Genomic DNA, 18,090 nt, shown 5'->3' with positions numbered 1-18,090 from the left:
ATCAACCCGCCGGGTCGTGCCTTCCCACGCGCGATCCGGCAACATGGGTTGCATGACGCCCGACCTCTCCGAACTCGTTCGCACCATCCCCAATTTGATCCGCACCGGCAAGATTGCCGAGATCAATGCGGACAAGGTGCGCGTGCGCTTATCTCCCTCGCTGCTCACCACCTGGCTGCAGTGGATCGCGCTGCGTGCTGGTGATGTCATCGATTGGTGCCCGCCGTCCATTGGCGAGCAAGTCATCGTCTTCTCCCCCAATGGCGACCTGACCCAAGGCAAAGTCCTGGCCGGCTTGTTCTCGGCCGAGTCGCCGGCGCCGCAGACCTCTCTCAACATCCGCGCCATCCACTACCCGGACGGCGCCGTAGTGCTCTACGATTTCGGCAAGCATTCGCTGTCGGCCATCCTGCCAACGGGCAGCTCGGCCCTGATTAAAGCCGATGTGGTGACCGCTGACGCACCACAAACCACCTGCACCGGCAATGTGACCATCAAGGGCAATTTGGTGGTGGAAGGCTTCAGCGCATTGAACAATGGCGCCAAGGTCCAGGGCGGTGACGGTGGCGCCGCGATGGTCATCGATGGCGAGGTGAACGCGACCGGCGACGTGAAGGCCGGCAATATCAGTCTGCGCAATCACCCGCACGGCGAGATCAAGCGCGGCGATGAGAAGTCGGGAGCGCCGCTGCCATGATCGCCATGAACGCCTCCACCGGCAGCAGCCTATCTCTGCTGGATCACATCCGCCAGTCCGTGCGCGACATCCTCATGACGCCGCTGGGCACCCGCATCTACCGCCGCGCCTATGGATCGGAAATCCCCGAGCTGATCGACCAGCCCCTGAATGGGGTGACCGTCATGCGCATCTATGCGGCCGTGGCCTATCGCCTGACGCTGTGGGAGCCGCGCATTTCTCTTTCGTCGGTGAATCTCAACCGGGATGCCAGCGGCGCAGTCTCGGTGGTGCTGCAGGGCGTGACCAATGGCACCGCTGTCGAATTCTCCGTGCAGGTCCGTGAATGGGCGACGCAATGAGCTCGCCTATCGACCTGTCCCTGCTGCCGGCACCACAAGTGCTGGAAACCCTGGACTTCGAAACCATCCTGGCCAGTCGCAAAGCGGCCGTGCTGGCGCTGCTGCCGGAAGACGAGCGAGAGGCCGCTGCCAATGTGCTATCCCTGGAGTCTGAGCCGGCTACCAAGCTGCTGCAGGAGAACGCCTATCAAGAGCTCTTGCTGCGCAACCGCGTCAACGACGCCGCCAAGGCAGTCATGTTGTCGTTTGCCATCGGTGCAGACCTCGACCAGATCGGCGCCAATACCAACGTCAAGCGCCTGGTATTGGTCGAAGCTGATCCGGACGCCTCGCCACCGGTGACCGAGGTATTGGAAGGTGACGATGCTTATCGCCTGCGCATTCAGGAAGCGCCTGATGCGCTCTCGACGGCCGGGCCGCGCAATGCCTACGAATTCCACGCGCGCAGTGCTGACGGCCGTGTGCTGGACGCGCGCGCCGTCAGCCCAGCACCCTGCGAGGTCGTGGTGGCGGTCCTGGCAAACTCGGATGACTGGCAGGCGCCTGCCGACCTGCTGCAAATCATCGATGCCGCACTGTCGGCCGAGGATGTCCGGCCGCTGGGCGATCTGGTCTCGGTCGTACAGGGCCAGGTCACGGACTACGAGCTGGAAGCCGTGGTGTATGTCGAGAAAGGTCCAGAGGCGCCCATTGCGCTGAACGCTGCGAGGTCGAACGCGGCCGCCATTGCCAAGCCGCTGCGCCCACTCGGCTATAGCGTCTATCGCAATGCCTACGTGGCCGCGCTGAAGGTCGAGGGCGTACGCAATGTCGTCGTGAAATCCCCAGCGGCGGACATCCTGTGCGGGCGCACGCAGGCGGCACGCTGCACCGGCATCACGATCACCGCCGAGGTGCTGGAAGAGGTGGATGATGTATAACCCGGTCCCGACCCTGCCGCCCAATACCACACCCCTGGAGCGGGCTCTTGCGCGCGCCTGCGCCGCCCTGGCCGACACGCCGGTGCCGCTTCGTCTGCTGTGGAATCCCGACCGCTGCCCGGTGGAGTTGTTGCCCTTCCTGGCCTGGTCCTTTTCTGTAGATCGCTGGGACGATACCTGGCCCGAGGCCATCAAGCGCGGCACGATCAAGGCCGCCCGCTATATCCACCAGCACAAGGGCACCATCGCTGCCGTGCGCGGCGTGGTCGAGTCCCTGGGCTACATCATCAAGATCAGCGAATGGTGGCAGACCGAGCCGCGCGGACCACGCGGCACCTTCGCGCTTGAGGTCGGCGTGCTGGATTCGGGCATCACCGATGAAATGTTCCTCGAAATGGAACGGCTCATTGACGACGCCAAGCCTCTGTCCCGCCATTTGACCGGGCTGCGTATCCATCTGGAGACCCGTGGACAGATCAACGTGGGTGCATACGCGCAGTTTGGCGAGGCGGTCACGGTCTATCCCTGGACCCCGGACAGCATCGAGACCGCCGGCGGGCCATTCATCGGCTGCGCCACCCACATTATCGAAATCATGAGCATCTACCCATGAGCACCTATTTTTCTATTCCGACCGAGATCGGCGAAGCCCGAATCGCCAATGCCCTGGCGCTAGGCATTCCGCTGAAGTTGACGCACATGGCCGTGGGCGACGGTAACGGCGTCGTACCGGTGCCCGACCGCAAGCAGACCGCCCTTGTCAAAGAGCAGCGCCGCGCGCCCATCAACACCCTCGACAAAGATCCAAAGAACGCCAGCCAGATCATCATCGAACAAGTTTTGCCGGCCGATGTGGGCGGCTGGTGGGTGCGCGAAATCGGCATCTTCGATGACGCCGGCAACCTGTGCGCGGTGGCGAACTGCCCGCCCAGCTATAAGCCGCTGTTGGCCGACGGCGCCGGCAAGGATCAGGTGGTGCGGGTGGTGTTGCTGGTGTCGAGCACCGCTGCCGTGGAGCTGAAGATTGATCCTGCTGTCGTCCTGGCCACCCGCAAATATGCGGATGACGCCATCGTCGCCTATGCGGCGCCCAAGGACCATATCCATGCCGACCTGGCGCCGCTGAAATCGCCAGCGTTGACCGGGACACCGACCGCACCCACGCCCGCCGCTGCCGCGAGCGATCAGCAAGTGACCAATGTGGAATTCGTGGCGGCGGCAATCGCCAAGGCCATCGGAGGCGTCATCCCATTTCTGACCGCCATCCCGGCGCAGAAGGTGGGCGACGTGGTGATGGTCAAGGGGATTGGCCTGATGGAGTGGACCGACGTGGTAGGCACGGGCGAATTCCACGGCTACCGGACCTTGCGATGCGGTGCCCTGGAATTTGGTACGACTGCGGCGCCGCGCGGCTATGAGGCGGATCTTGTTGGCGGGCTCGGCTCCAAAACGAGCCAAGCCTCTATCTGGGCGTGGGCGCAGCAAAACGGGCACAGCGTCGCTGCCAGCGCCTGGACCACGAAGATATTCAAATTTGCCGATGTGGACGCTAATACCTTCCGCTTCCCGGATCTGCGCGACATCTTCCCGCGCTTCATGGGAACCAATGCGGATAACGGCGCGGCCCGCACGCTCGGTTCTTATCAGGCCGACGCATTTAGGAGCCACCGCCATACCGGCGGCGAGGCTGGCTTTATTGCCGACCGCGCCGGCCTTGGCCAGTACGCCCCGCCGAATAACGGCACCAACTGGTCTCCAGGCTGGCAGATGACCTATGAGGGTGGAAGTGAAACCCGTCCCATGAACACCGCTTTTGCACCACGTATCCATATCTGACCATGACCCCGACTATTTGCTACCAGACCGACGACAGCGGCGTTTTCCTTCACGCCTTGACCGCCTACGCCTTCCCGATGGAGGAACGCCTCAACGTGCCCTATCAAGCGGTGCAGATCGCATTACCGGACATCCCGGAAGGCCATCGCGCCCGCTGGGTCTCTCCACTCAAGCCGATTGAACCCAATTACGACACCGTAGGCGAATGGGTCATCGAAGAAATCCCGGTACCGCCGACACCAGCCGAGGCGGCAGACGAACCCGACGAGCCGGCCACCGAATCCCCGGCGCAAGCCTAATCCGAACCACTAGGAGTTATCACTATGGCAGCTGACTACCACCATGGCGTGCGTGTCATCGAAATCAACGAGGGAACCCGCCCCATCCGCACCGTCTCTACCGCCGTCATCGGCGTGATCGTCACGGCCGACGACGCCGACGCGGAGACTTTCCCGCTGGACACCGCTGTGCTCATTACCAACGTGGTCGCCGCGCAAGCCAAGGCCGGCAAGCGCGGCACCATGCGCCGCGTGCTGGAAGCCATCGCAGCACAAGCTAAACCCCTGGTGGTGCTGGTGCGCGTGGCCGAAGGCGACGACGAAACCGAGCAAACCAGCCTGGTCATCGGCGGCGTCTCGGCCGAGGGCCGCTATACCGGTTCCAAGGCCCTCTTGGCGGCACAAGCCAAGCTCGGCATCAAGCCGCGCATTCTGGGCGCGCCCGGCCTGGATACCAAGGCGGTGACCAATGCACTGGCCTCCCTGGCGCAGACCCTGCGCGCCTTCGTCTACGCATCGTGCTGGAACTGCGCCACGGTGGTGGCCGCCACCGCCTACCGTGCGGAGTTCGGCCAGCGTGAAGTGATGCTGATCTGGCCGGAATTCGTATCGTGGGACACGTCCTCGAACGCCGACGTGAGTATCTCGGCCGTGGCCTATGCGCTGGGTCTGCGTGCCAAAATCGACGAGCAGACCGGCTGGCACAAAACCTTGTCCAACGTGGTGGTGAACGGTCCGACCGGCATCAGCCGTGACGTGTTCTGGGATCTGCAAGACCCGGCGACGGACGCCGGCGTGCTCAACGCCAAGGAAGTCACCACCCTCATCAACATGAGCGGCTATCGCTTCTGGGGCTCGCGCACCTGCGAAATCCAGGGCGGTTACTTCCCGTTCGAGAACTACACCCGCACTGCACAGGTGCTGGCCGACACCATCGCCGAAGCGCACATGGTCTATGTCGACCTGCCGATGACGCCCTCGCTTGTCAAGGATCTGGTGGCCAGCATCAATGCCAAGTTCCGGTCCCTGAAGGCCAGCGGCTACATCATCGACGGTGAAGCCTGGTTCGATGAGCAGTTCAACGACAAGGACACGTTGAAGGCCGGCAAGCTGACCATCGATTACGGCTATACCCCGGTCCCTCCCGTGGAAAACCTGCTGTTCCAGCAGCGCATTACCGACCAATACCTGGCCGACTTCGCCGCGCGCGTCGCCGCCTAATGGGTAGCCGGCCGGTACGCCCGGCCGCCTCCCGTCCTCACAACATAGGAGCAAAACATGGGCATGCCCCACAAACTGAAGGATTTCAACCTGTTCGAGAACGGTATCAGCTTTGCCGGCATGGCCACGGAGGTGACCTTGCCGAAGCTGTCGCGCAAGATGGAGGAATACCGCGCTGGCGGGATGTCCGGCCCTGTGTCGGTGGACCTTGGCCAGGAAGCCATGCAACTGGAGTGGACCGCCGGCGGCCTGGTCAAGGAAGCATTGAAGCAATACGCGGCCACCTCGCACGGCGCCGTGCAACTGCGCTTCGCGGGCGCGTACCAGAGCGATGACGATGCATCCGTGCAGGCGGTGGAAATCACCGTGCGTGGCCGCTACAAAGAAGTGGATATGGGTAATGCCAAGGTGGGCGACGACACCTCGCACAAGTTCAGCATGCCGCTCAGCGCCTACAAGCTCACCATCGACAACGAGGTGATCTTCGATTTCGACTTCATGAACGGCATCGAGATCGTCGGCGGCGAAGATCGTCGCGCCGACATCCGCAAGGCCATCGGCCTGTAATGGCCAGGCGGCATCCCGCCGCCTGCCTCTCCCAATTCCCAATCTGAGAAGGAACCACCATGACCACCGCAACCGTCCCCAAAATCGAAACCGTTGTTGTCGAGCTGGACGAGCCGTTGACCCGTGGCAATACCCAAATCACCGAATTGACCCTGCGCCGCCCCAAGTCCGGCGCCCTGCGTGGCGTCAGCCTGATGGATCTCATGAACATGAACGTGAGCGCACTGCAGGTGGTACTGCCGCGCATCAGTGAGCCGGCCCTCACGCAGTTCGACGTCGCCGCCATGGACCCGGCCGACCTGATCAAGTGCGGCATGGAGGTCTCTGTTTTTTTGGCACCGAAGGCGGACTGCGCCTTGGTCTCCCAATCGAAGTAGAAGATGCCATGGCCGACATCGCGACGGTGTTCCACTGGCCACCGGCCGCGATGGAGGACTTGGAACTGGCAGAGCTCATGAAGTGGCGCGAGCGCGCCCGAGTAAGAAGCGGGGCGGAGTAAATGGCAAATGAACTGAAAATGCAGGTGGTCTTCTCCATGATGGAGAAAATCACCGCCCCGCTAAAGAAGATTGCCGGCGGCGCCAAGGACACCGGTCGTGCACTGAAGGACACCAGCGACCGCCTGCGCGAGCTGAACAAGCAGCAGAGCGACCTCAACGGCCTGCGCGACCTGCACCAGGGCATGCGCAAGACAAATGCCGAGTTGGCCACCGCACAGCAGCGTGTCGCCGAGCTGGCGGCCAGGATGAAGGCCACCGAGACCCCGACTCGCGCCATGACGCGCGAATTCAATGCGGCGGTGCGCAGCGTCAAGTCGCTGCAGGAGGCCAGCGAGCGGCAAGGTACGCAGTATCGTACCTTGCGCGAACGCCTGGCCGACGCCGGCATTGGCGCGCGCCAGCTCGCCAATGCGCAGACCTGGCTCAAGAACAGTATCGCCGCCACCAATGCCGAATTGGCCGACCAGCAAAAGAAGCTGGCCGCCAGCCATCGTCAGCAGCAGGTCATGGCCAATGCGCGCCAGCGAGCCGACAAGCTGCGCAGTACGGCAGGCGGGCTGGCGGCCGCCGGCGTGGGGGCCACCGCCAGCGGGGCCGCCATGGGTGCCCCTGTGCTGGCCGGCCTGAAGGAGGCCAAGCACTACGAGACCGAGAACGGCCGCGTGCGTGCGCTCGGCCTGGGACCGGCGGCGACCGCCGAGGCGATCAAGTTCGCGCGCGACATGAAGACCTACGGCACCAGCCAGCTGGACAACCTGCAGTTGCTGCGCGACGGCATCACTGCCTTTGGTGATACGCACCACGCCGAAATGGTCGCACCCATGATGGCCAAGATGAAATTCGGTAATCACGCCTTTTACGGGGAAGCCGAGGGTGCGGAGAACGAGCGCAAGTTCATGGACATGCTGAAGGTCATCGAAATGCGCAACGGCACCAAGGACATTGGCACCTTCTCCAAGCAGGCCAACATGGTGCAGCAGGTACTGACCGCCACCGGTGGCCGGGTCGGCCCAGGTGAGTGGCTGAACCTGATCAAGACGGGCGGCATTGCGGCCAAGGGCATCAAGGATGAGGCGTTCTATTACCAGATGGAATCCCTGGTGCAGGAAATGGGTGGTAACCGGGTAGGCACCTCGATGATGAGCGCTTACCAGAACCTGTACCAGGGCCGCACCACCAAGCGTTCCATTGGCATGCTGGCGGACCTGGGCCTGATCGGTGACCAATCCAAGGTCAAGCACGACAAGGCCGGCCAGGTTTCGTTCCTGAATCCTGGCGCCATCAAGGGCGCGGACCTGTTCCGAGAGAACCAGTTCGAATGGATGGAGAAAGTGCTCTTGCCGCAGTTAGCCAGCAAGGGCATCACCGACGAAAAGGGGATTCTCGACGCCATCGGCGGGATCTTCTCGAACCGCACGGCGGCACAGCTCTTTTCAACCATGTACCAGCAGCGCGCGCAGATCCACAAGAACGAGAAACTGAACCGGGGTGCCGCCAATATCGACGAGCTCGACAAGCTCGGGCGGGACACGGCCAGCGGCAAGGAACTGGAAACCCTGTCCAAGGTGGCAGACTTGAAACTGGAGCTGGGCACCAAGATTCTGCCGCTCTACGCCTCTGGCCTGCAGATGGCCGCCAATGCCGTCCAGGCGCTGACCGGCTTCATGGAGCGCAATCCGACTACCGCCAAGGCCATGATTGTGGCCTTCAGTGCCATCGCCGCCATCATGGTGGTGATAGGGCCGCTGATGCTCGCCCTGGCCTCGATCATCGGTCCCTATGCCATGTTGCACGTTCTGTTCGCCAAGATCGGGCTGCAGGGCAATTTGCTGATGCCCGTCTTGCGGGGTATTGGAACTGTCTTCATGTGGCTCGGGCGAGTGTTCCTGATGAACCCCATTGGCCTGGCGGTGACCGCCATCGCCGCCGCTGCCTATCTGCTGTACCGGAATTGGGAACCCATTGCCGGCTTCTTCGGCAACCTGTGGCAGCAGGTACGCGGCGCCTTCGCGGGAGGCCTGGCCGGGGTGGGCGCGCTAATCTTGAATTGGTCGCCGGTGGGGCTGTTCTACCAGGCGTTTGCGGGCGTGCTGAGCTGGTTCGGCATCGAGCTGCCGGCCAAATTTACCGAGTTCGGGGCCATGATCCTGCGCGGCCTGGTCAATGGCATTACCAGCGGCATCGGCGCCGTCAAGGATGCGGTGCTAGGCGCCGGGGCCAGCGTCATTGGCTGGTTCAAGGAAAAGCTCGACATCCATAGTCCGAGCCGGGTCTTTGCCGAGCTGGGCGACTACACCATGCAAGGCCTGGCCGTGGGCTTGAATCGTGGCCAGGACGGGCCGCTGTCTACCGTCAGCAGCCTGGCGGGCAAGCTGGCCAGCGCGGGCGCAGCCGTGGCCATTGGCGCGAGCAGCGTGCCGACAATGGCCTTCGATAGCCGGCCACCGATCAGCGGTGGCGCTGCGCAGCCCGTCGTCTACCAGGGCGATACCGTGCAAATCATCATCCAGCCGACGCCCGGCATGGATGAGCAAGCCATCGCCCGCGCGGTGGCCGCCGAGCTGGACCGTCGCGACCGCATGAAGGCGTCGCGCCAGCGCTCGAACCTTGCAGATTGGGATTAAGGAAAAAAATCATGATGATGGTCTTGGGAATGTTCGTCTTCAGCCTGCCCACGCTGGCCTATCAAGAGCTGCAGCGGCAGACGCAATGGAAGTTTGCCAGCAATGCGCGCGTGGGCCGGCGCGACGCAGTGCAGTTCACCGGTAAAGGGGATGACACTATTACCTTGTCGGGCTGGATCGCACCGGAGCTGACCGGTAGCGCCTTCTCGCTGGATGCCCTGCGCCTGATGGCCGATACCGGCAAGAGCTGGTTCCTGATCCAGGGAACCGGGCGCATCTATGGTTCCTATGTCATCGAGAGCATGGACGAGGGGCGCACCGTGCTGGATGGCGACGGCGATGCCAAGCGCATCGAATTCACCATCAAGTTGAAACGCACTGACGATAGCGTGCTGTCATCGCTGGGCCTGGGCGATATCTCGGATCTGCGCAACATGGTCGACATCGACGGCATCACCAACAGCATCGCCGACAAGGCGCGCGATGTCGTCGGCAGTGCCATCGGCGGCGTCAAGTCCACGGTCGGCGGCATCGTCGGTACGTTCGGTGGGGCTGGCCAATGACCACCACCGCGCCAGCCTTCCGCATCGTCATCGAGGACAAGGATATCAGCCGCCCCGTTTCGGACAGGCTCATGAGCATCACCTTGCGCGAATGCCGGGGTGATGAGGCCGATCAACTGGACATCGAGCTGGACGATTCGGATGGCAAGCTGAAGATTCCGCCCAAGGGCGCCAAGCTGAATTTCGCGCTCGGCTGGCTGGGGTCGCCGCTAGTCGACAAGGGCGCGTTCGTGGTCTCTGAGGTGGAGCACAGCGGCGCCCCGGATCGGCTCACCATCCGCGCCCGGTCGGCCAGCATGATCGATGCGTTTCGGCAGCAGCGAGACCGCAGTTTCCATGAGACCACGCTCGGCGGGGTGGTGGATGCGATCGCCGCCGGCAATGGCCTGGCGTCCGGTATCTCGACCGGCTTGCGCGGCATTGCCATCAAGCACCTGGATCAGACGCATGAAAGCGATTCCGCACTGCTACGCCGCCTGGGCAAGAAATATGATGCGGTGGCCACGGTGAAAAATGACACCCTCCTGTTCATGCCGATCAACGAGAGTCGCACCGCCAGCGGCAAGCCCTTACCGGTGGTGAAGGTGGTGCGTGCGCTGGGTGACCAGCACCGATATCACAGCTCGGAATCGGACGCGTATAGCGGCGTGCGCGCGTTTTGGATGGATGAGAAATACGGGCGACGTCGCAGTGTCGTCGCGGGCCAGGCTGGCAACAGCAAGCGCTTGCGCACCACCTTTGCGAATGAGGCCGATGCGCGTACGGCGGCGGCGGCCGAGTGGCAGCGCATTGAACGTGGCCTGGCCACCTTCGAGATGCAGCTTGCGCTCGGCAATGCCAGCATCATGCCGCAATCGCCTGTAGTGGTTTCGGGATTCAAGGCAGATATCGACGCCACGGAATGGCTATCGAAGACCGTCACGCATTCCATCACCGGCAGCGGTTTTACTACGCGCATTGAGTTCGAGACCAAATCCGAGGAAGCTGATACAGAGCGCGAGCTTGATCACGATCCGGAGGAAGGCATCACCGGCGTGAAGGCGGATTGGCACGACAAGGCAAAGAAGAAAAACAACAAGGGCACCGAGCTGGCAGGTAAGGCCGACAATGCCAAGACGCTGAAACGGACCTATTCCACCAAGCAAAGTGCCAACCGTGCTGCAGCCCTGGAGTGGGCCAAGATCAAAGAGGTCCGCGAGATCATCGCGGAAAACAACGCCGATTGACTATCGTGGCTTCGACCAAAATGCTTTACCGGCCGTCGCATCGTAGATGCATTCCTTGATCAGATCGCCGTCCACTCTGATGGTGGCGCCGGTCGAGTATGCCTTGCCTTCAGAAAAACACGTGGTGTTGTCTGCAACCTGTTCTGGTGCTGCCGGCGCGGGCATTTTGTAGAGTGACCATCCACATATCGTAGCGAGGAGGATGATCAAGACCCACAGGCCGCGATTGTTTCTCTGTAAGCGCATATACCCAATGTCTTTCTCGACACAGGTATAACAGATGGTTGGTGATACCGCGACAGGTGCGGGCGCTTCTGGTGGCGAGCTATTAGACTGTTTTTCGGGGATTGGCGTTGGGTCCTTTTCCAAGGCGTCATTACCTTGTTTAGCCTCGGCGAGCCACTGATTGATTTGAGCTTTCACCTGGGGATACTTTTCGCGCGGCATGAACTTCATTTTGGTCGCACCGAAATCCGTCAGAATAATGCGGTACAACGCTAAACGTTCCTCGCCTGTCTTCGCGCAAAGTTGATCGATTAAATCGGCGATGGTGCGGCGCTGAAGTTGCGTAAGAGTTTCTACCTTCTTGTTATCACCCAACACATTAAGAGTGACCACGCTACTCAGTTGCGGCGCCTCATGAACGTTACCATTAACCAGATGGGTGACATCCCCTGCAATATGTAATTTGTGCTCCATTACTTCCCTACCAATAACCCTTAAACATCGACTACTTGTTACGCAAAAAACCAAGTAAGAGCGCAACCCGACCGATGCCGAACTGCGCACCTTCTATTTTTTCTTTTCGGTCTTCTCGCGAGGGGCTTTCACCTTGCTGGGAATATCCCCATTGTTGACTGTGCCGTAGACATCACCGTTGACCTGATGGCCAACACTGCCGCCGATTGAAACCGTATGTCGGGACTTAGGTTTTTCATGAGGAACTGCGCCTTCGATGACACCTAGCACTCGTACCTTCCCCATAAGATCAAGTTTTCGAAAACCGCTCAATAACTGATCCTCCTCAGCCGACAAAGCACCAGGAGTAGGCACTCCAAACATGACGTAAGTCACATCAACACCGATCTTTGACACCGCCACCATAAAACCGATGTCAGGAAGTGTTTTCCCTTGTTCGTAAGAAATTTGGGCCAATTTTTTGACGCCCCCGACTGCAGCGAATGCTTCTTGCGAAAGGCCAAGCCTATTGCGTTCGCTCTTCAATCGCTCGCCAAATGTATTTAATTCCATATTATAAAACTCTTGACGGGTATGTTTTTAAATACTATATTTCCGTCATTGCTAAGTGACGTATACAAATTTTACTCTATGTCTACATCCGCCATTTCGTTGCCATTAAGAAATGAAACTGACATTCCAGCTGCCAGGGATGTCACATCGGTGGTTATGACCACCCGTTTGGATTCTCGCGAGGCGGAAAAAGTCTCGGTCTATGCGGTTCAAGACCATCGAACTCGCTCGTCCTTTCTCCGCCTCATGGTCCTGAAAGGTATTCAGGCCTACGAAAAAGAACACCAATCCGCAACCGCCTGACCAGGGGGAATTTATGTACGACGATCCGCGCCACATCCGCGATCACCGAATCGTGATCCGCTGCAACGCCGACAACTACGCTTTCATGAAGTCGCTCGCCCAACTGCAGGGTGAAAACTTGGCGACCTTGGCCCACGACATGATGCTGCATATGGCCGTTGAGTTCGTTGTTGCTCGTGATGTGCCCATAGTAATCAATCAAAACATGCAAACCAAGGCGCTCAAGAGCCACTTTTCAGTGCCTCAAAATGCCTGATATCGAACTGACGCTGATAAGCCCTGCACTCGTTGAGGCATTGGAAATACTGATGGCGTGCGAGGGATTCGAGACAATCGAAGACGCCGCCGAGTTCGTTTTTTCCGCAGCGGTTCGTGAAGGCGCAAAGCGTGTTACCGGCAAGGCAAGAGTGCTCTATGCCGTCGAGGGGAAGAAGCCATGCGCGTAATCAGCATTCCATGCCCACACTGCCAAAATCGTGTGAGAGCAGCCAAAAGCCGCACCATGTCGTCGATGATGAAAGAAATCACGTACCAGTGCCAGAACGTCGAGTGCGGCCATACCTTCGTGGCCACGCTTGAGGTCTCGCGCACGGTGTCGATGTCGGCCATGCCAAATCCTGAAGTGCGCATTCCGATTTCCTCGCGCGCCTTTCTGGCTGCCAAGAACCAGATGACGCTAGACCTCGCGACCGTCTAAACGGCCGCCCCACTCCCGATAAATCAATACCTGCCGTGCGCCCTATGGCGCACGCGGGATTCGCTCACCCTGAAAAAACATGGCCACGATTACCGATCAGCAAAAAGCCATCAACGCGCTCGCCTTGAGCAGGCTTCGAATGGATGAGGATCTGAAGGAATTCCGCTGCGCGCAGCGCATGCTGATGCACAAGGCCGCACTCATCGACGACGTACGCTGGAACGTCATCTGGGAAGGCAAGAATGTCATTTCGAACCGGCTCGCTGCGCGCCTGCAGCGCATTGACGGCCTGCTCGGGGAATGGTGATGCGTAGCGTGCTGAGTTACTTCGTTGCCGGCTTGCTGCTATTGGCGCCGGCCATGCTGTCGGCGCTTGGCTGGGTGAAAGGCTGAACATGCGCTGCGCCCGTATCAAGGATCATGCGTCATTCCGCCCTGCCACAGATCTGCTGCGCGAGCGTGCGGCACAGGTGCCAACGCCACCGGGTGATGAGGCAGCAAAAGCCGAGCTGGAAAAGGCCATGATGCTGCTGCGCACGCGCAAGCAGCCTAACCATCAGATCGGCGTAGCCTATTCCTGGGCGGCCACTGCCAAGCCGGTGCGTCGGCACATCCTGGCCCTGGCGGGCCTCTCGCCGGACCGCTGGGAATCCCCTATTCACTCCTTTACCGAAGCCGAACGCCTGGCCATGCGCCATGCCGTGCTGCGTGCGATTACGACTTATGAAAGAGCCCTCAATGCAGTATAGAAAAGTCGATGCGAAGACGCGACGCCAGCACAAGGCCTTTCTCGATTCGCCTCAGTTTGCCAGCGAACTAGAACGCATTCCACTGAAGTGGCGCGGCCGTGTTGTGAGTCAGGCGCTTGAGCTCATGTCGGTATGGCACTGGCGCCGGATCTTCGAGCCGGTCGCCCTCGATTTCGTGCGTGACTTCGCCGCGCACTACGTGCCCGCCGGAATTGATCTTTCGCAGGATGATGCTGAAATCTGCGCCACTGCTGAGAAGGCCGCCGAGAACGTCAAGAATATGCTTTGGAAGGCGATTTCCGACACGCACGCCCGCGACATCATCGAGCAGGAATGCTGCGATTACGGTATTGACGTGCCGGAGGTGGACGACGATGACCTGCGCGCCATCATCGCGCGGGTAGTGGACCCACGCTGGTGGCGTCGTCAACTGCGCAAGGTGGTCGGCCGTGCCTTCGAAGGCGGCAATATCCGCTTGGGCTACGTCCACTATCACGGCGAGCCCTATGCCAGCAATGATGCGGTGCTGTCGCGCCTGGCGCAGAACAAGCGCAATGCAGCGGCCCTAGAAGCGACCATGGTGCGCAACGAGGCGGGCCAGGAATTCAGCATTGCAGAGCTGGCCGAGAAGACCACCGCCAATAAAACCATTCGGCGCGGTGAGCTTATGCTGCGCATCAATGGCTTTGAAACCATTGCGCGAGAGTGCAAGGACGAGGGCTTGTTCCTCACATGGTCTTGCCCGTCCCGCTTTCACGCGACGCTACACAGCGGGAAGCCCAATCCGAAATATGACGGTTCCGATCCGCGCACAGCTAACAAGTACCTGGGCAAGATGACAGCCCTGGCGCGCTCGGCGCTGGCACGGCGCGGCATCGGTCTCTACGGCTTCCGCATTGCTGAACCGCATCACGATGGATGCCCGCACTGGCACATGCTGGTGTTTGTGCGCGCTTTGCCGGGCTACACCACTCCGCACGTCAAGGACGTGGCCGGTCGCGCTATCCGCGTGATGAAGCGCTATGCCTGGCGCGCGGACCGTGGCGAGCCGGGTGCATTCAAGCGCCGGCTTGACGTGAAGCGCATTGACTGGTCGAAGGGTAGCGCCGCCGGCTACATCGCCAAGTATGTGGCCAAGAACATTGACGGCGTGGCCGATCACAAGACCAAAGAAGGCTACGTGGTGACCACCGACACGGCCGGCGATTATGAGCTGACGCCCTCGGCGCGCGTCGAAGCCTGGGCCGCCCGCTGGGGCATTCGGCAGTTCCAGCAGTGGGGCGGCGCACCTGTGAGCGTCTGGCGCGAGCTGCGCCGCGTTCCGGCGGACATGGTGCAAGAGGCGCCGCCGGCGATGGCCGCCGCCTGGGAGGCCGTACAAAAGGTCGAGGGCGAGAAGCGTGCATGCTGGGCCAGTTACCTGCGTGCGCAGGGTGGCGCGCTGGTGAAGCGCGACGATCTGATGGTTACCTTGGCCAAAGAAACCAAGACTGTCACCGGCCGCTATGAAGAGTGTGAACGCGTGATGCCCTACGGCGTCCAGTGCCGCCAGATGGTCGGGGTGGTCTTTAAATCCGTTCGTCACACATGGACGCCAGTTCAAGGGCACGACGCCCGCGCTTCGGCGGGTTCGGGGTTCCCTTGGACTCGTGTAAATAACTGTACGCAGCCCGCCGCGCCTGCCTTTGCGGCCGATGTTTCCTTTGAGCCGAAGAGCGCACCGGCGCCGGTCACGTTCCAGCCGGACCAGGCCGCGCAGATCGAACATGCCTGGCTTGCCCTGGGCGCATGCCCCTGGCCTCGGCCGGTGGTCGATGACACGCCAGCGTGGCCAGCGCTGGCCATGACGGCGGACGAACAGAGCCGGGCCCTGGCCGCCTGGGATGCCATCAAGGCATGCCCCTGGCCGCGCATGGTGCCGCTGCCGGACAAGTCGCCACGTCACGGCACGCCGCGCCAGGTGGCCGACTGGCGTGCTGGCCGGCTTGATGTGACTGAACTTCCGATTGATCCCAACCCAACGAAAGGGAACGCCCCATGACCGCGTTTCGTGTCGTCGTGCGCACCGCCAGTGCACGCCATTCATACACCGCCATCGCAGCCCATAGCTGCGACGTGATCGCCGCCGCCGTCGATCGCTTTGGCGTGTGCTCTGTAACGGCCACCAAGGAGAAGAAGCAATGAATGCACCCGTGAAATTCGATGTGATCGCCACCGCCAACCAGCCGCGTGACTTTGTGATGCAGCCTCCGCAGACCCTGGACCGCATTACGTTTAACACGCCCGACGATGGGGTGCTGGCAGGCTATGTGTCGGTCATTCGTCAGCACCTGGGCAATGGCGAGCGATTCGCCTGGGTGGAGCTGGATAACGAGCCGGCCGGGCTGTTCCGCGGCGTGCCCTTGGCAGACATCCTCACTTGCGATGATGCCGGAGACCTGCGCCGCAATACCTCGAACCGTGAAGCAAGACGTCTTTGCCTGAGCGACTACAGTGCGAACATTATCGACAGGGGGAGAATGGATGCTAGCAATTAAAAATCCAACCGCCTGGGGCCAGCTTCTCAGAATGCTGGCCGAGCAGGTGGCAAACGACGTTCTGCAGCAGACGCCGGAAATATCCGGCGATGATGAAACCGAAAAAGCACTCTATATTCAGCACCATGAAAGCAGCGATTTACGCACGTTATAGCACCGACAAGCAGCGCGAGGCCTCTATCGAGGACCAGTTCACAGTCTGCGCACGCCGGGCCGAGCGTGAAGAGCTAGAAGTGGTCCAGCGCTACAGTGACGACGGAGTATCAGGCTCCACGCCAGTAGCGCGCCGAGCTGGTGGCGCGCGACTGCTCATGGATGCGTTCAATGGCCGATTCGATGTCTTGATCGTCGAAGGCCTGGACCGCCTCTCCCGTGACCAAGTGGAGCAGGAGCAGTTGGTGCGCCGCCTGGAACATCGAGGCATCGTCATCGTCGGCGTGGCCGACAGCTACGATAGCCGCATGGGCGGCCGCAAGATCATGCGCGGCGTGCGCGGGCTCATCAACGAGATGTTCCTTGATGACCTGCGCCACAAGACGCACCGTGGCCAAGCCGGCCAGGTCGAACGCGGCTACGCCGCCGGCGGCAAGTCATATGGCTATGACATCGTGCGCGATCACCTGGGCAGCAAGTATCAGATCAACGATGCGCAGGCCGGTTGGGTACGCTGGATCTTCGCGCGCTATGCGGAAGGCTGGAGCGTGCAGCGCATCGCCCATGAACTCAACGCCCGCAAAGTCCCCTCCCCGCGTGCCAGTACCTGGGTTGTATCGGCCATCTATGGTTCGCCCAATAAGGGCAGCGGCATCCTGAACAACTGCCTATATCAAGGACTGCATATCTGGAACCGTTCGCAGTGGGTGAAAGATCCGGACACCGGTAAGCGGCAACGCGTGGACAGACCGCGCGAGGATTGGCGAGAAATTCAGGTGCCTGAGCTGCGCATCGTCGATGAAGATCTTTGGCAGACCGTGCGTAAGCGGATCGATGGCCGGCTGCCGGGCCGCAAACAGGGCGCACCGGTACGGACCTTGTTTGGTGGCCTGATGACCTGTCCGTATTGCAACGGTGCCATCATAGCCATCAATTCCCGGCTGTATGGCTGCGCCAACAGAAAGGATCGTGGGCCAACGGTCTGCAAGGGCATTCATTTTAAACGCGAAACTGCGGACAAAAACCTGCTGGAGACCTTGCGCGGTGAGCTGCTCTCCCCTGCCGCACAGGAACAGTTGCGACGGCAGGTGCAGGCCATCCTGGCAGAGCGTCAGCGCAGCAGCGTGGCCGAAGGTGCCGCAGCAGCCGGACGGCGCAAGGAACTTGATGGGGAAATTCAGCGCCTGGTGGATGCCATTGCCAGCATTGGCACCTCTCAGGCTCTGGCGGATCGCCTGCGAGCGGCCGAGGCCGAACGGGGCCAACTGACCGTCAGTAAGCAGCGGGCCAGTAGTGACGGCCCATCTGCTGGAGAAATCGAGGAAAGGATCGGGAAGACGCTAGCCAGTCTGGAAAACGCCCTGGCCGCTGACGTACAGCAGGCGCGCATACTGGTGGCCGAGCTGTATGGGAGGATCAATGTAATCGCCGAGGGCGAGAATATCTACGCTGAATACAACAATGCCGCTGAGAAACTATTGTTAGCTTCTAGCGGCATGTCTCTAAAACTGGTTGCGGGGGCAGGATTTGAACCTACGACCTTCGGGTTATGAGCCCGACGAGCTGCCAGACTGCTCCACCCCGCGTCTGAAGAAAACAATTATAGGGCAGGTGAAATAGGAATGCA

At 60.9% G+C, this 18,090-nt stretch carries 25 protein-coding genes and 1 tRNA gene; 23 read left to right on the top strand and 3 right to left on the bottom strand.

The window, feature by feature from the left end:
- Window positions 1–52 precede the first annotated feature (52 nt).
- From ACVC5H_RS09155 to ACVC5H_RS09095, 13 genes are read left to right on the top strand one after another with little or no spacing between them, the layout of a single operon-like run.
- Entirely contained in the window at window positions 53–697 is a 645-nt protein-coding gene (locus tag ACVC5H_RS09155; protein ID WP_489622017.1) for a phage baseplate assembly protein V, read from the top strand.
- Window positions 694–1,038, top strand: coding sequence for a GPW/gp25 family protein (locus tag ACVC5H_RS09150; RefSeq protein ID WP_489622016.1), 345 nt, complete (start codon window positions 694–696; stop codon window positions 1,036–1,038). Before ACVC5H_RS09155 ends, ACVC5H_RS09150 begins: the two co-directional genes overlap by 4 nt.
- Entirely contained in the window at window positions 1,035–1,958 is a 924-nt protein-coding gene (locus ACVC5H_RS09145) for a baseplate assembly protein (protein WP_489622015.1), read from the top strand. Before ACVC5H_RS09150 ends, ACVC5H_RS09145 begins: the two co-directional genes overlap by 4 nt.
- Window positions 1,951–2,571 (top strand): phage tail protein I, encoded by a 621-nt coding sequence (locus ACVC5H_RS09140; protein ID WP_489622673.1) that lies wholly within the window; start codon window positions 1,951–1,953, stop codon window positions 2,569–2,571. Before ACVC5H_RS09145 ends, ACVC5H_RS09140 begins: the two co-directional genes overlap by 8 nt.
- Window positions 2,568–3,794: a phage tail protein gene (locus ACVC5H_RS09135; RefSeq protein ID WP_489622014.1), complete on the top strand. Its 1,227-nt coding sequence runs from the start codon at window positions 2,568–2,570 to the stop codon at window positions 3,792–3,794. Before ACVC5H_RS09140 ends, ACVC5H_RS09135 begins: the two co-directional genes overlap by 4 nt.
- Window positions 3,795–3,796: 2 nt before the next feature.
- Window positions 3,797–4,093, top strand: coding sequence for a phage tail protein (locus ACVC5H_RS09130; protein ID WP_489622013.1), 297 nt, complete (start codon window positions 3,797–3,799; stop codon window positions 4,091–4,093).
- Window positions 4,094–4,117: 24 nt separating this feature from the next.
- On the top strand, window positions 4,118–5,293 hold the full coding sequence (locus ACVC5H_RS09125; protein ID WP_489622012.1) for a phage tail sheath protein: 1,176 nt from the start codon (window positions 4,118–4,120) through the stop codon (window positions 5,291–5,293).
- 57 nt (window positions 5,294–5,350) lie between these two features.
- Complete coding sequence (locus ACVC5H_RS09120) at window positions 5,351–5,860, top strand: phage major tail tube protein (protein ID WP_489622011.1); 510 nt, start codon at window positions 5,351–5,353, stop codon at window positions 5,858–5,860.
- Window positions 5,861–5,919: 59 nt separating this feature from the next.
- A complete protein-coding gene (locus tag ACVC5H_RS09115; protein WP_489622010.1) occupies window positions 5,920–6,237 on the top strand; it encodes a phage tail assembly protein in 318 nt (105 codons plus the stop codon).
- 8 nt (window positions 6,238–6,245) lie between these two features.
- Window positions 6,246–6,359, top strand: a complete 114-nt coding sequence (locus tag ACVC5H_RS09110; protein WP_489622009.1) for a GpE family phage tail protein — start codon at window positions 6,246–6,248, stop codon at window positions 6,357–6,359.
- Window positions 6,360–8,984 carry a phage tail tape measure protein gene (locus tag ACVC5H_RS09105; protein WP_489622008.1) on the top strand — a complete coding sequence of 875 codons (2,625 nt, stop codon included), beginning with the start codon at window positions 6,360–6,362 and terminating at the stop codon, window positions 8,982–8,984.
- A gap of 11 nt (window positions 8,985–8,995) precedes the next feature.
- The gene (locus tag ACVC5H_RS09100; protein ID WP_489622007.1) at window positions 8,996–9,547 is read left to right on the top strand and encodes a phage tail protein; all 552 of its coding nucleotides are present in this window, start codon (window positions 8,996–8,998) and stop codon (window positions 9,545–9,547) included.
- The gene (locus tag ACVC5H_RS09095; RefSeq protein WP_489622006.1) at window positions 9,544–10,773 is read left to right on the top strand and encodes a contractile injection system protein, VgrG/Pvc8 family; all 1,230 of its coding nucleotides are present in this window, start codon (window positions 9,544–9,546) and stop codon (window positions 10,771–10,773) included. The genes ACVC5H_RS09100 and ACVC5H_RS09095 overlap by 4 nt, the downstream gene beginning before the upstream one ends.
- Here ACVC5H_RS09095 and ACVC5H_RS09090 read toward each other — a convergent pair whose 3' ends face one another.
- Both ACVC5H_RS09090 and ACVC5H_RS09085 read right to left on the bottom strand, forming a co-directional pair.
- A complete protein-coding gene (locus ACVC5H_RS09090) occupies window positions 10,774–11,472 on the bottom strand; it encodes a hypothetical protein (RefSeq protein WP_489622005.1) in 699 nt (232 codons plus the stop codon). It lies immediately after the preceding gene.
- A gap of 93 nt (window positions 11,473–11,565) precedes the next feature.
- Window positions 11,566–12,024, bottom strand: a complete 459-nt coding sequence (locus tag ACVC5H_RS09085; protein ID WP_259432903.1) for a helix-turn-helix domain-containing protein — start codon at window positions 12,022–12,024, stop codon at window positions 11,566–11,568.
- A 316-nt stretch (window positions 12,025–12,340) separates the two neighbouring features.
- Between ACVC5H_RS09085 and ACVC5H_RS09080 the strand changes: the two genes are divergently transcribed.
- The 10 genes from ACVC5H_RS09080 (at window position 12,341) to ACVC5H_RS09035 (ending at window position 18,016) form a co-directional block, all read left to right on the top strand.
- Window positions 12,341–12,583, top strand: a complete 243-nt coding sequence (locus tag ACVC5H_RS09080; protein WP_204727040.1) for a hypothetical protein — start codon at window positions 12,341–12,343, stop codon at window positions 12,581–12,583.
- Window positions 12,576–12,773, top strand: coding sequence for a hypothetical protein (locus ACVC5H_RS09075; protein ID WP_017452875.1), 198 nt, complete (start codon window positions 12,576–12,578; stop codon window positions 12,771–12,773). Before ACVC5H_RS09080 ends, ACVC5H_RS09075 begins: the two co-directional genes overlap by 8 nt.
- Window positions 12,774–12,841: 68 nt before the next feature.
- Window positions 12,842–13,024 (top strand): ogr/Delta-like zinc finger family protein, encoded by a 183-nt coding sequence (locus ACVC5H_RS09070; RefSeq protein ID WP_433694802.1) that lies wholly within the window; start codon window positions 12,842–12,844, stop codon window positions 13,022–13,024.
- Between the two features lie 79 nt (window positions 13,025–13,103).
- The gene (locus tag ACVC5H_RS09065; protein WP_489622004.1) at window positions 13,104–13,331 is read left to right on the top strand and encodes a hypothetical protein; all 228 of its coding nucleotides are present in this window, start codon (window positions 13,104–13,106) and stop codon (window positions 13,329–13,331) included.
- 88 nt (window positions 13,332–13,419) lie between these two features.
- Window positions 13,420–13,773, top strand: coding sequence for a hypothetical protein (locus ACVC5H_RS09060; protein ID WP_489622003.1), 354 nt, complete (start codon window positions 13,420–13,422; stop codon window positions 13,771–13,773).
- The gene (locus tag ACVC5H_RS09055; RefSeq protein WP_489622002.1) at window positions 13,763–15,814 is read left to right on the top strand and encodes a replication endonuclease; all 2,052 of its coding nucleotides are present in this window, start codon (window positions 13,763–13,765) and stop codon (window positions 15,812–15,814) included. The genes ACVC5H_RS09060 and ACVC5H_RS09055 overlap by 11 nt, the downstream gene beginning before the upstream one ends.
- Window positions 15,811–15,957 carry a hypothetical protein gene (locus ACVC5H_RS09050; protein ID WP_008330650.1) on the top strand — a complete coding sequence of 49 codons (147 nt, stop codon included), beginning with the start codon at window positions 15,811–15,813 and terminating at the stop codon, window positions 15,955–15,957. Before ACVC5H_RS09055 ends, ACVC5H_RS09050 begins: the two co-directional genes overlap by 4 nt.
- Entirely contained in the window at window positions 15,954–16,310 is a 357-nt protein-coding gene (locus ACVC5H_RS09045; RefSeq protein ID WP_489622001.1) for a hypothetical protein, read from the top strand. Before ACVC5H_RS09050 ends, ACVC5H_RS09045 begins: the two co-directional genes overlap by 4 nt.
- Window positions 16,297–16,464, top strand: coding sequence for a hypothetical protein (locus ACVC5H_RS09040; protein ID WP_171940828.1), 168 nt, complete (start codon window positions 16,297–16,299; stop codon window positions 16,462–16,464). Before ACVC5H_RS09045 ends, ACVC5H_RS09040 begins: the two co-directional genes overlap by 14 nt.
- Entirely contained in the window at window positions 16,400–18,016 is a 1,617-nt protein-coding gene (locus tag ACVC5H_RS09035; protein WP_489622672.1) for a recombinase family protein, read from the top strand. Before ACVC5H_RS09040 ends, ACVC5H_RS09035 begins: the two co-directional genes overlap by 65 nt.
- Here the strand turns inward: ACVC5H_RS09035 and ACVC5H_RS09030 are convergent.
- Window positions 17,973–18,049, bottom strand: a tRNA-Met gene (locus ACVC5H_RS09030). The two genes, ACVC5H_RS09035 and ACVC5H_RS09030, sit on opposite strands and share 44 nt — an antisense overlap.
- Between the last annotated feature and the right edge of the window lie 41 nt (window positions 18,050–18,090).

The sequence above is a fragment of the Herbaspirillum sp. Her3 genome (assembly GCF_057961275.1).
The sequence above is the reverse complement of the archived record's forward strand: the minus strand, read 5'-3'. Positions and strand labels throughout refer to the sequence as shown.

What these genes read in the sequence shown, in the direction of transcription:
- ACVC5H_RS09065 (WP_489622004.1), top strand. Translation starts at nt 13,104, where the DNA reads ATGGCCACGATTACCGATCAGCAAAAAGCCATCAACGCGCTCGCCTTG.
- ACVC5H_RS09080 (WP_204727040.1), top strand. Translation starts at nt 12,341, where the DNA reads ATGTACGACGATCCGCGCCACATCCGCGATCACCGAATCGTGATCCGC.
- ACVC5H_RS09130 (WP_489622013.1), top strand. Translation starts at nt 3,797, where the DNA reads ATGACCCCGACTATTTGCTACCAGACCGACGACAGCGGCGTTTTCCTT.
- ACVC5H_RS09075 (WP_017452875.1), top strand. Translation starts at nt 12,576, where the DNA reads ATGCCTGATATCGAACTGACGCTGATAAGCCCTGCACTCGTTGAGGCA.
- ACVC5H_RS09145 (WP_489622015.1), top strand. Translation starts at nt 1,035, where the DNA reads ATGAGCTCGCCTATCGACCTGTCCCTGCTGCCGGCACCACAAGTGCTG.
- ACVC5H_RS09085 (WP_259432903.1), bottom strand. Translation starts at nt 12,024, where the DNA reads ATGGAATTAAATACATTTGGCGAGCGATTGAAGAGCGAACGCAATAGG.
- ACVC5H_RS09070 (WP_433694802.1), top strand. Translation starts at nt 12,842, where the DNA reads ATGAAAGAAATCACGTACCAGTGCCAGAACGTCGAGTGCGGCCATACC.
- ACVC5H_RS09090 (WP_489622005.1), bottom strand. Translation starts at nt 11,472, where the DNA reads ATGGAGCACAAATTACATATTGCAGGGGATGTCACCCATCTGGTTAAT.
- ACVC5H_RS09045 (WP_489622001.1), top strand. Translation starts at nt 15,954, where the DNA reads ATGAATGCACCCGTGAAATTCGATGTGATCGCCACCGCCAACCAGCCG.
- ACVC5H_RS09115 (WP_489622010.1), top strand. Translation starts at nt 5,920, where the DNA reads ATGACCACCGCAACCGTCCCCAAAATCGAAACCGTTGTTGTCGAGCTG.
- ACVC5H_RS09125 (WP_489622012.1), top strand. Translation starts at nt 4,118, where the DNA reads ATGGCAGCTGACTACCACCATGGCGTGCGTGTCATCGAAATCAACGAG.
- ACVC5H_RS09155 (WP_489622017.1), top strand. Translation starts at nt 53, where the DNA reads ATGACGCCCGACCTCTCCGAACTCGTTCGCACCATCCCCAATTTGATC.
- ACVC5H_RS09040 (WP_171940828.1), top strand. Translation starts at nt 16,297, where the DNA reads ATGCTAGCAATTAAAAATCCAACCGCCTGGGGCCAGCTTCTCAGAATG.
- ACVC5H_RS09110 (WP_489622009.1), top strand. Translation starts at nt 6,246, where the DNA reads ATGGCCGACATCGCGACGGTGTTCCACTGGCCACCGGCCGCGATGGAG.
- ACVC5H_RS09035 (WP_489622672.1), top strand. Translation starts at nt 16,400, where the DNA reads ATGATGAAACCGAAAAAGCACTCTATATTCAGCACCATGAAAGCAGCG.
- ACVC5H_RS09140 (WP_489622673.1), top strand. Translation starts at nt 1,951, where the DNA reads ATGTATAACCCGGTCCCGACCCTGCCGCCCAATACCACACCCCTGGAG.
- ACVC5H_RS09050 (WP_008330650.1), top strand. Translation starts at nt 15,811, where the DNA reads ATGACCGCGTTTCGTGTCGTCGTGCGCACCGCCAGTGCACGCCATTCA.
- ACVC5H_RS09150 (WP_489622016.1), top strand. Translation starts at nt 694, where the DNA reads ATGATCGCCATGAACGCCTCCACCGGCAGCAGCCTATCTCTGCTGGAT.
- ACVC5H_RS09055 (WP_489622002.1), top strand. Translation starts at nt 13,763, where the DNA reads ATGCAGTATAGAAAAGTCGATGCGAAGACGCGACGCCAGCACAAGGCC.
- ACVC5H_RS09060 (WP_489622003.1), top strand. Translation starts at nt 13,420, where the DNA reads ATGCGCTGCGCCCGTATCAAGGATCATGCGTCATTCCGCCCTGCCACA.
- ACVC5H_RS09095 (WP_489622006.1), top strand. Translation starts at nt 9,544, where the DNA reads ATGACCACCACCGCGCCAGCCTTCCGCATCGTCATCGAGGACAAGGAT.
- ACVC5H_RS09120 (WP_489622011.1), top strand. Translation starts at nt 5,351, where the DNA reads ATGGGCATGCCCCACAAACTGAAGGATTTCAACCTGTTCGAGAACGGT.
- ACVC5H_RS09135 (WP_489622014.1), top strand. Translation starts at nt 2,568, where the DNA reads ATGAGCACCTATTTTTCTATTCCGACCGAGATCGGCGAAGCCCGAATC.
- ACVC5H_RS09105 (WP_489622008.1), top strand. Translation starts at nt 6,360, where the DNA reads ATGGCAAATGAACTGAAAATGCAGGTGGTCTTCTCCATGATGGAGAAA.
- ACVC5H_RS09100 (WP_489622007.1), top strand. Translation starts at nt 8,996, where the DNA reads ATGATGATGGTCTTGGGAATGTTCGTCTTCAGCCTGCCCACGCTGGCC.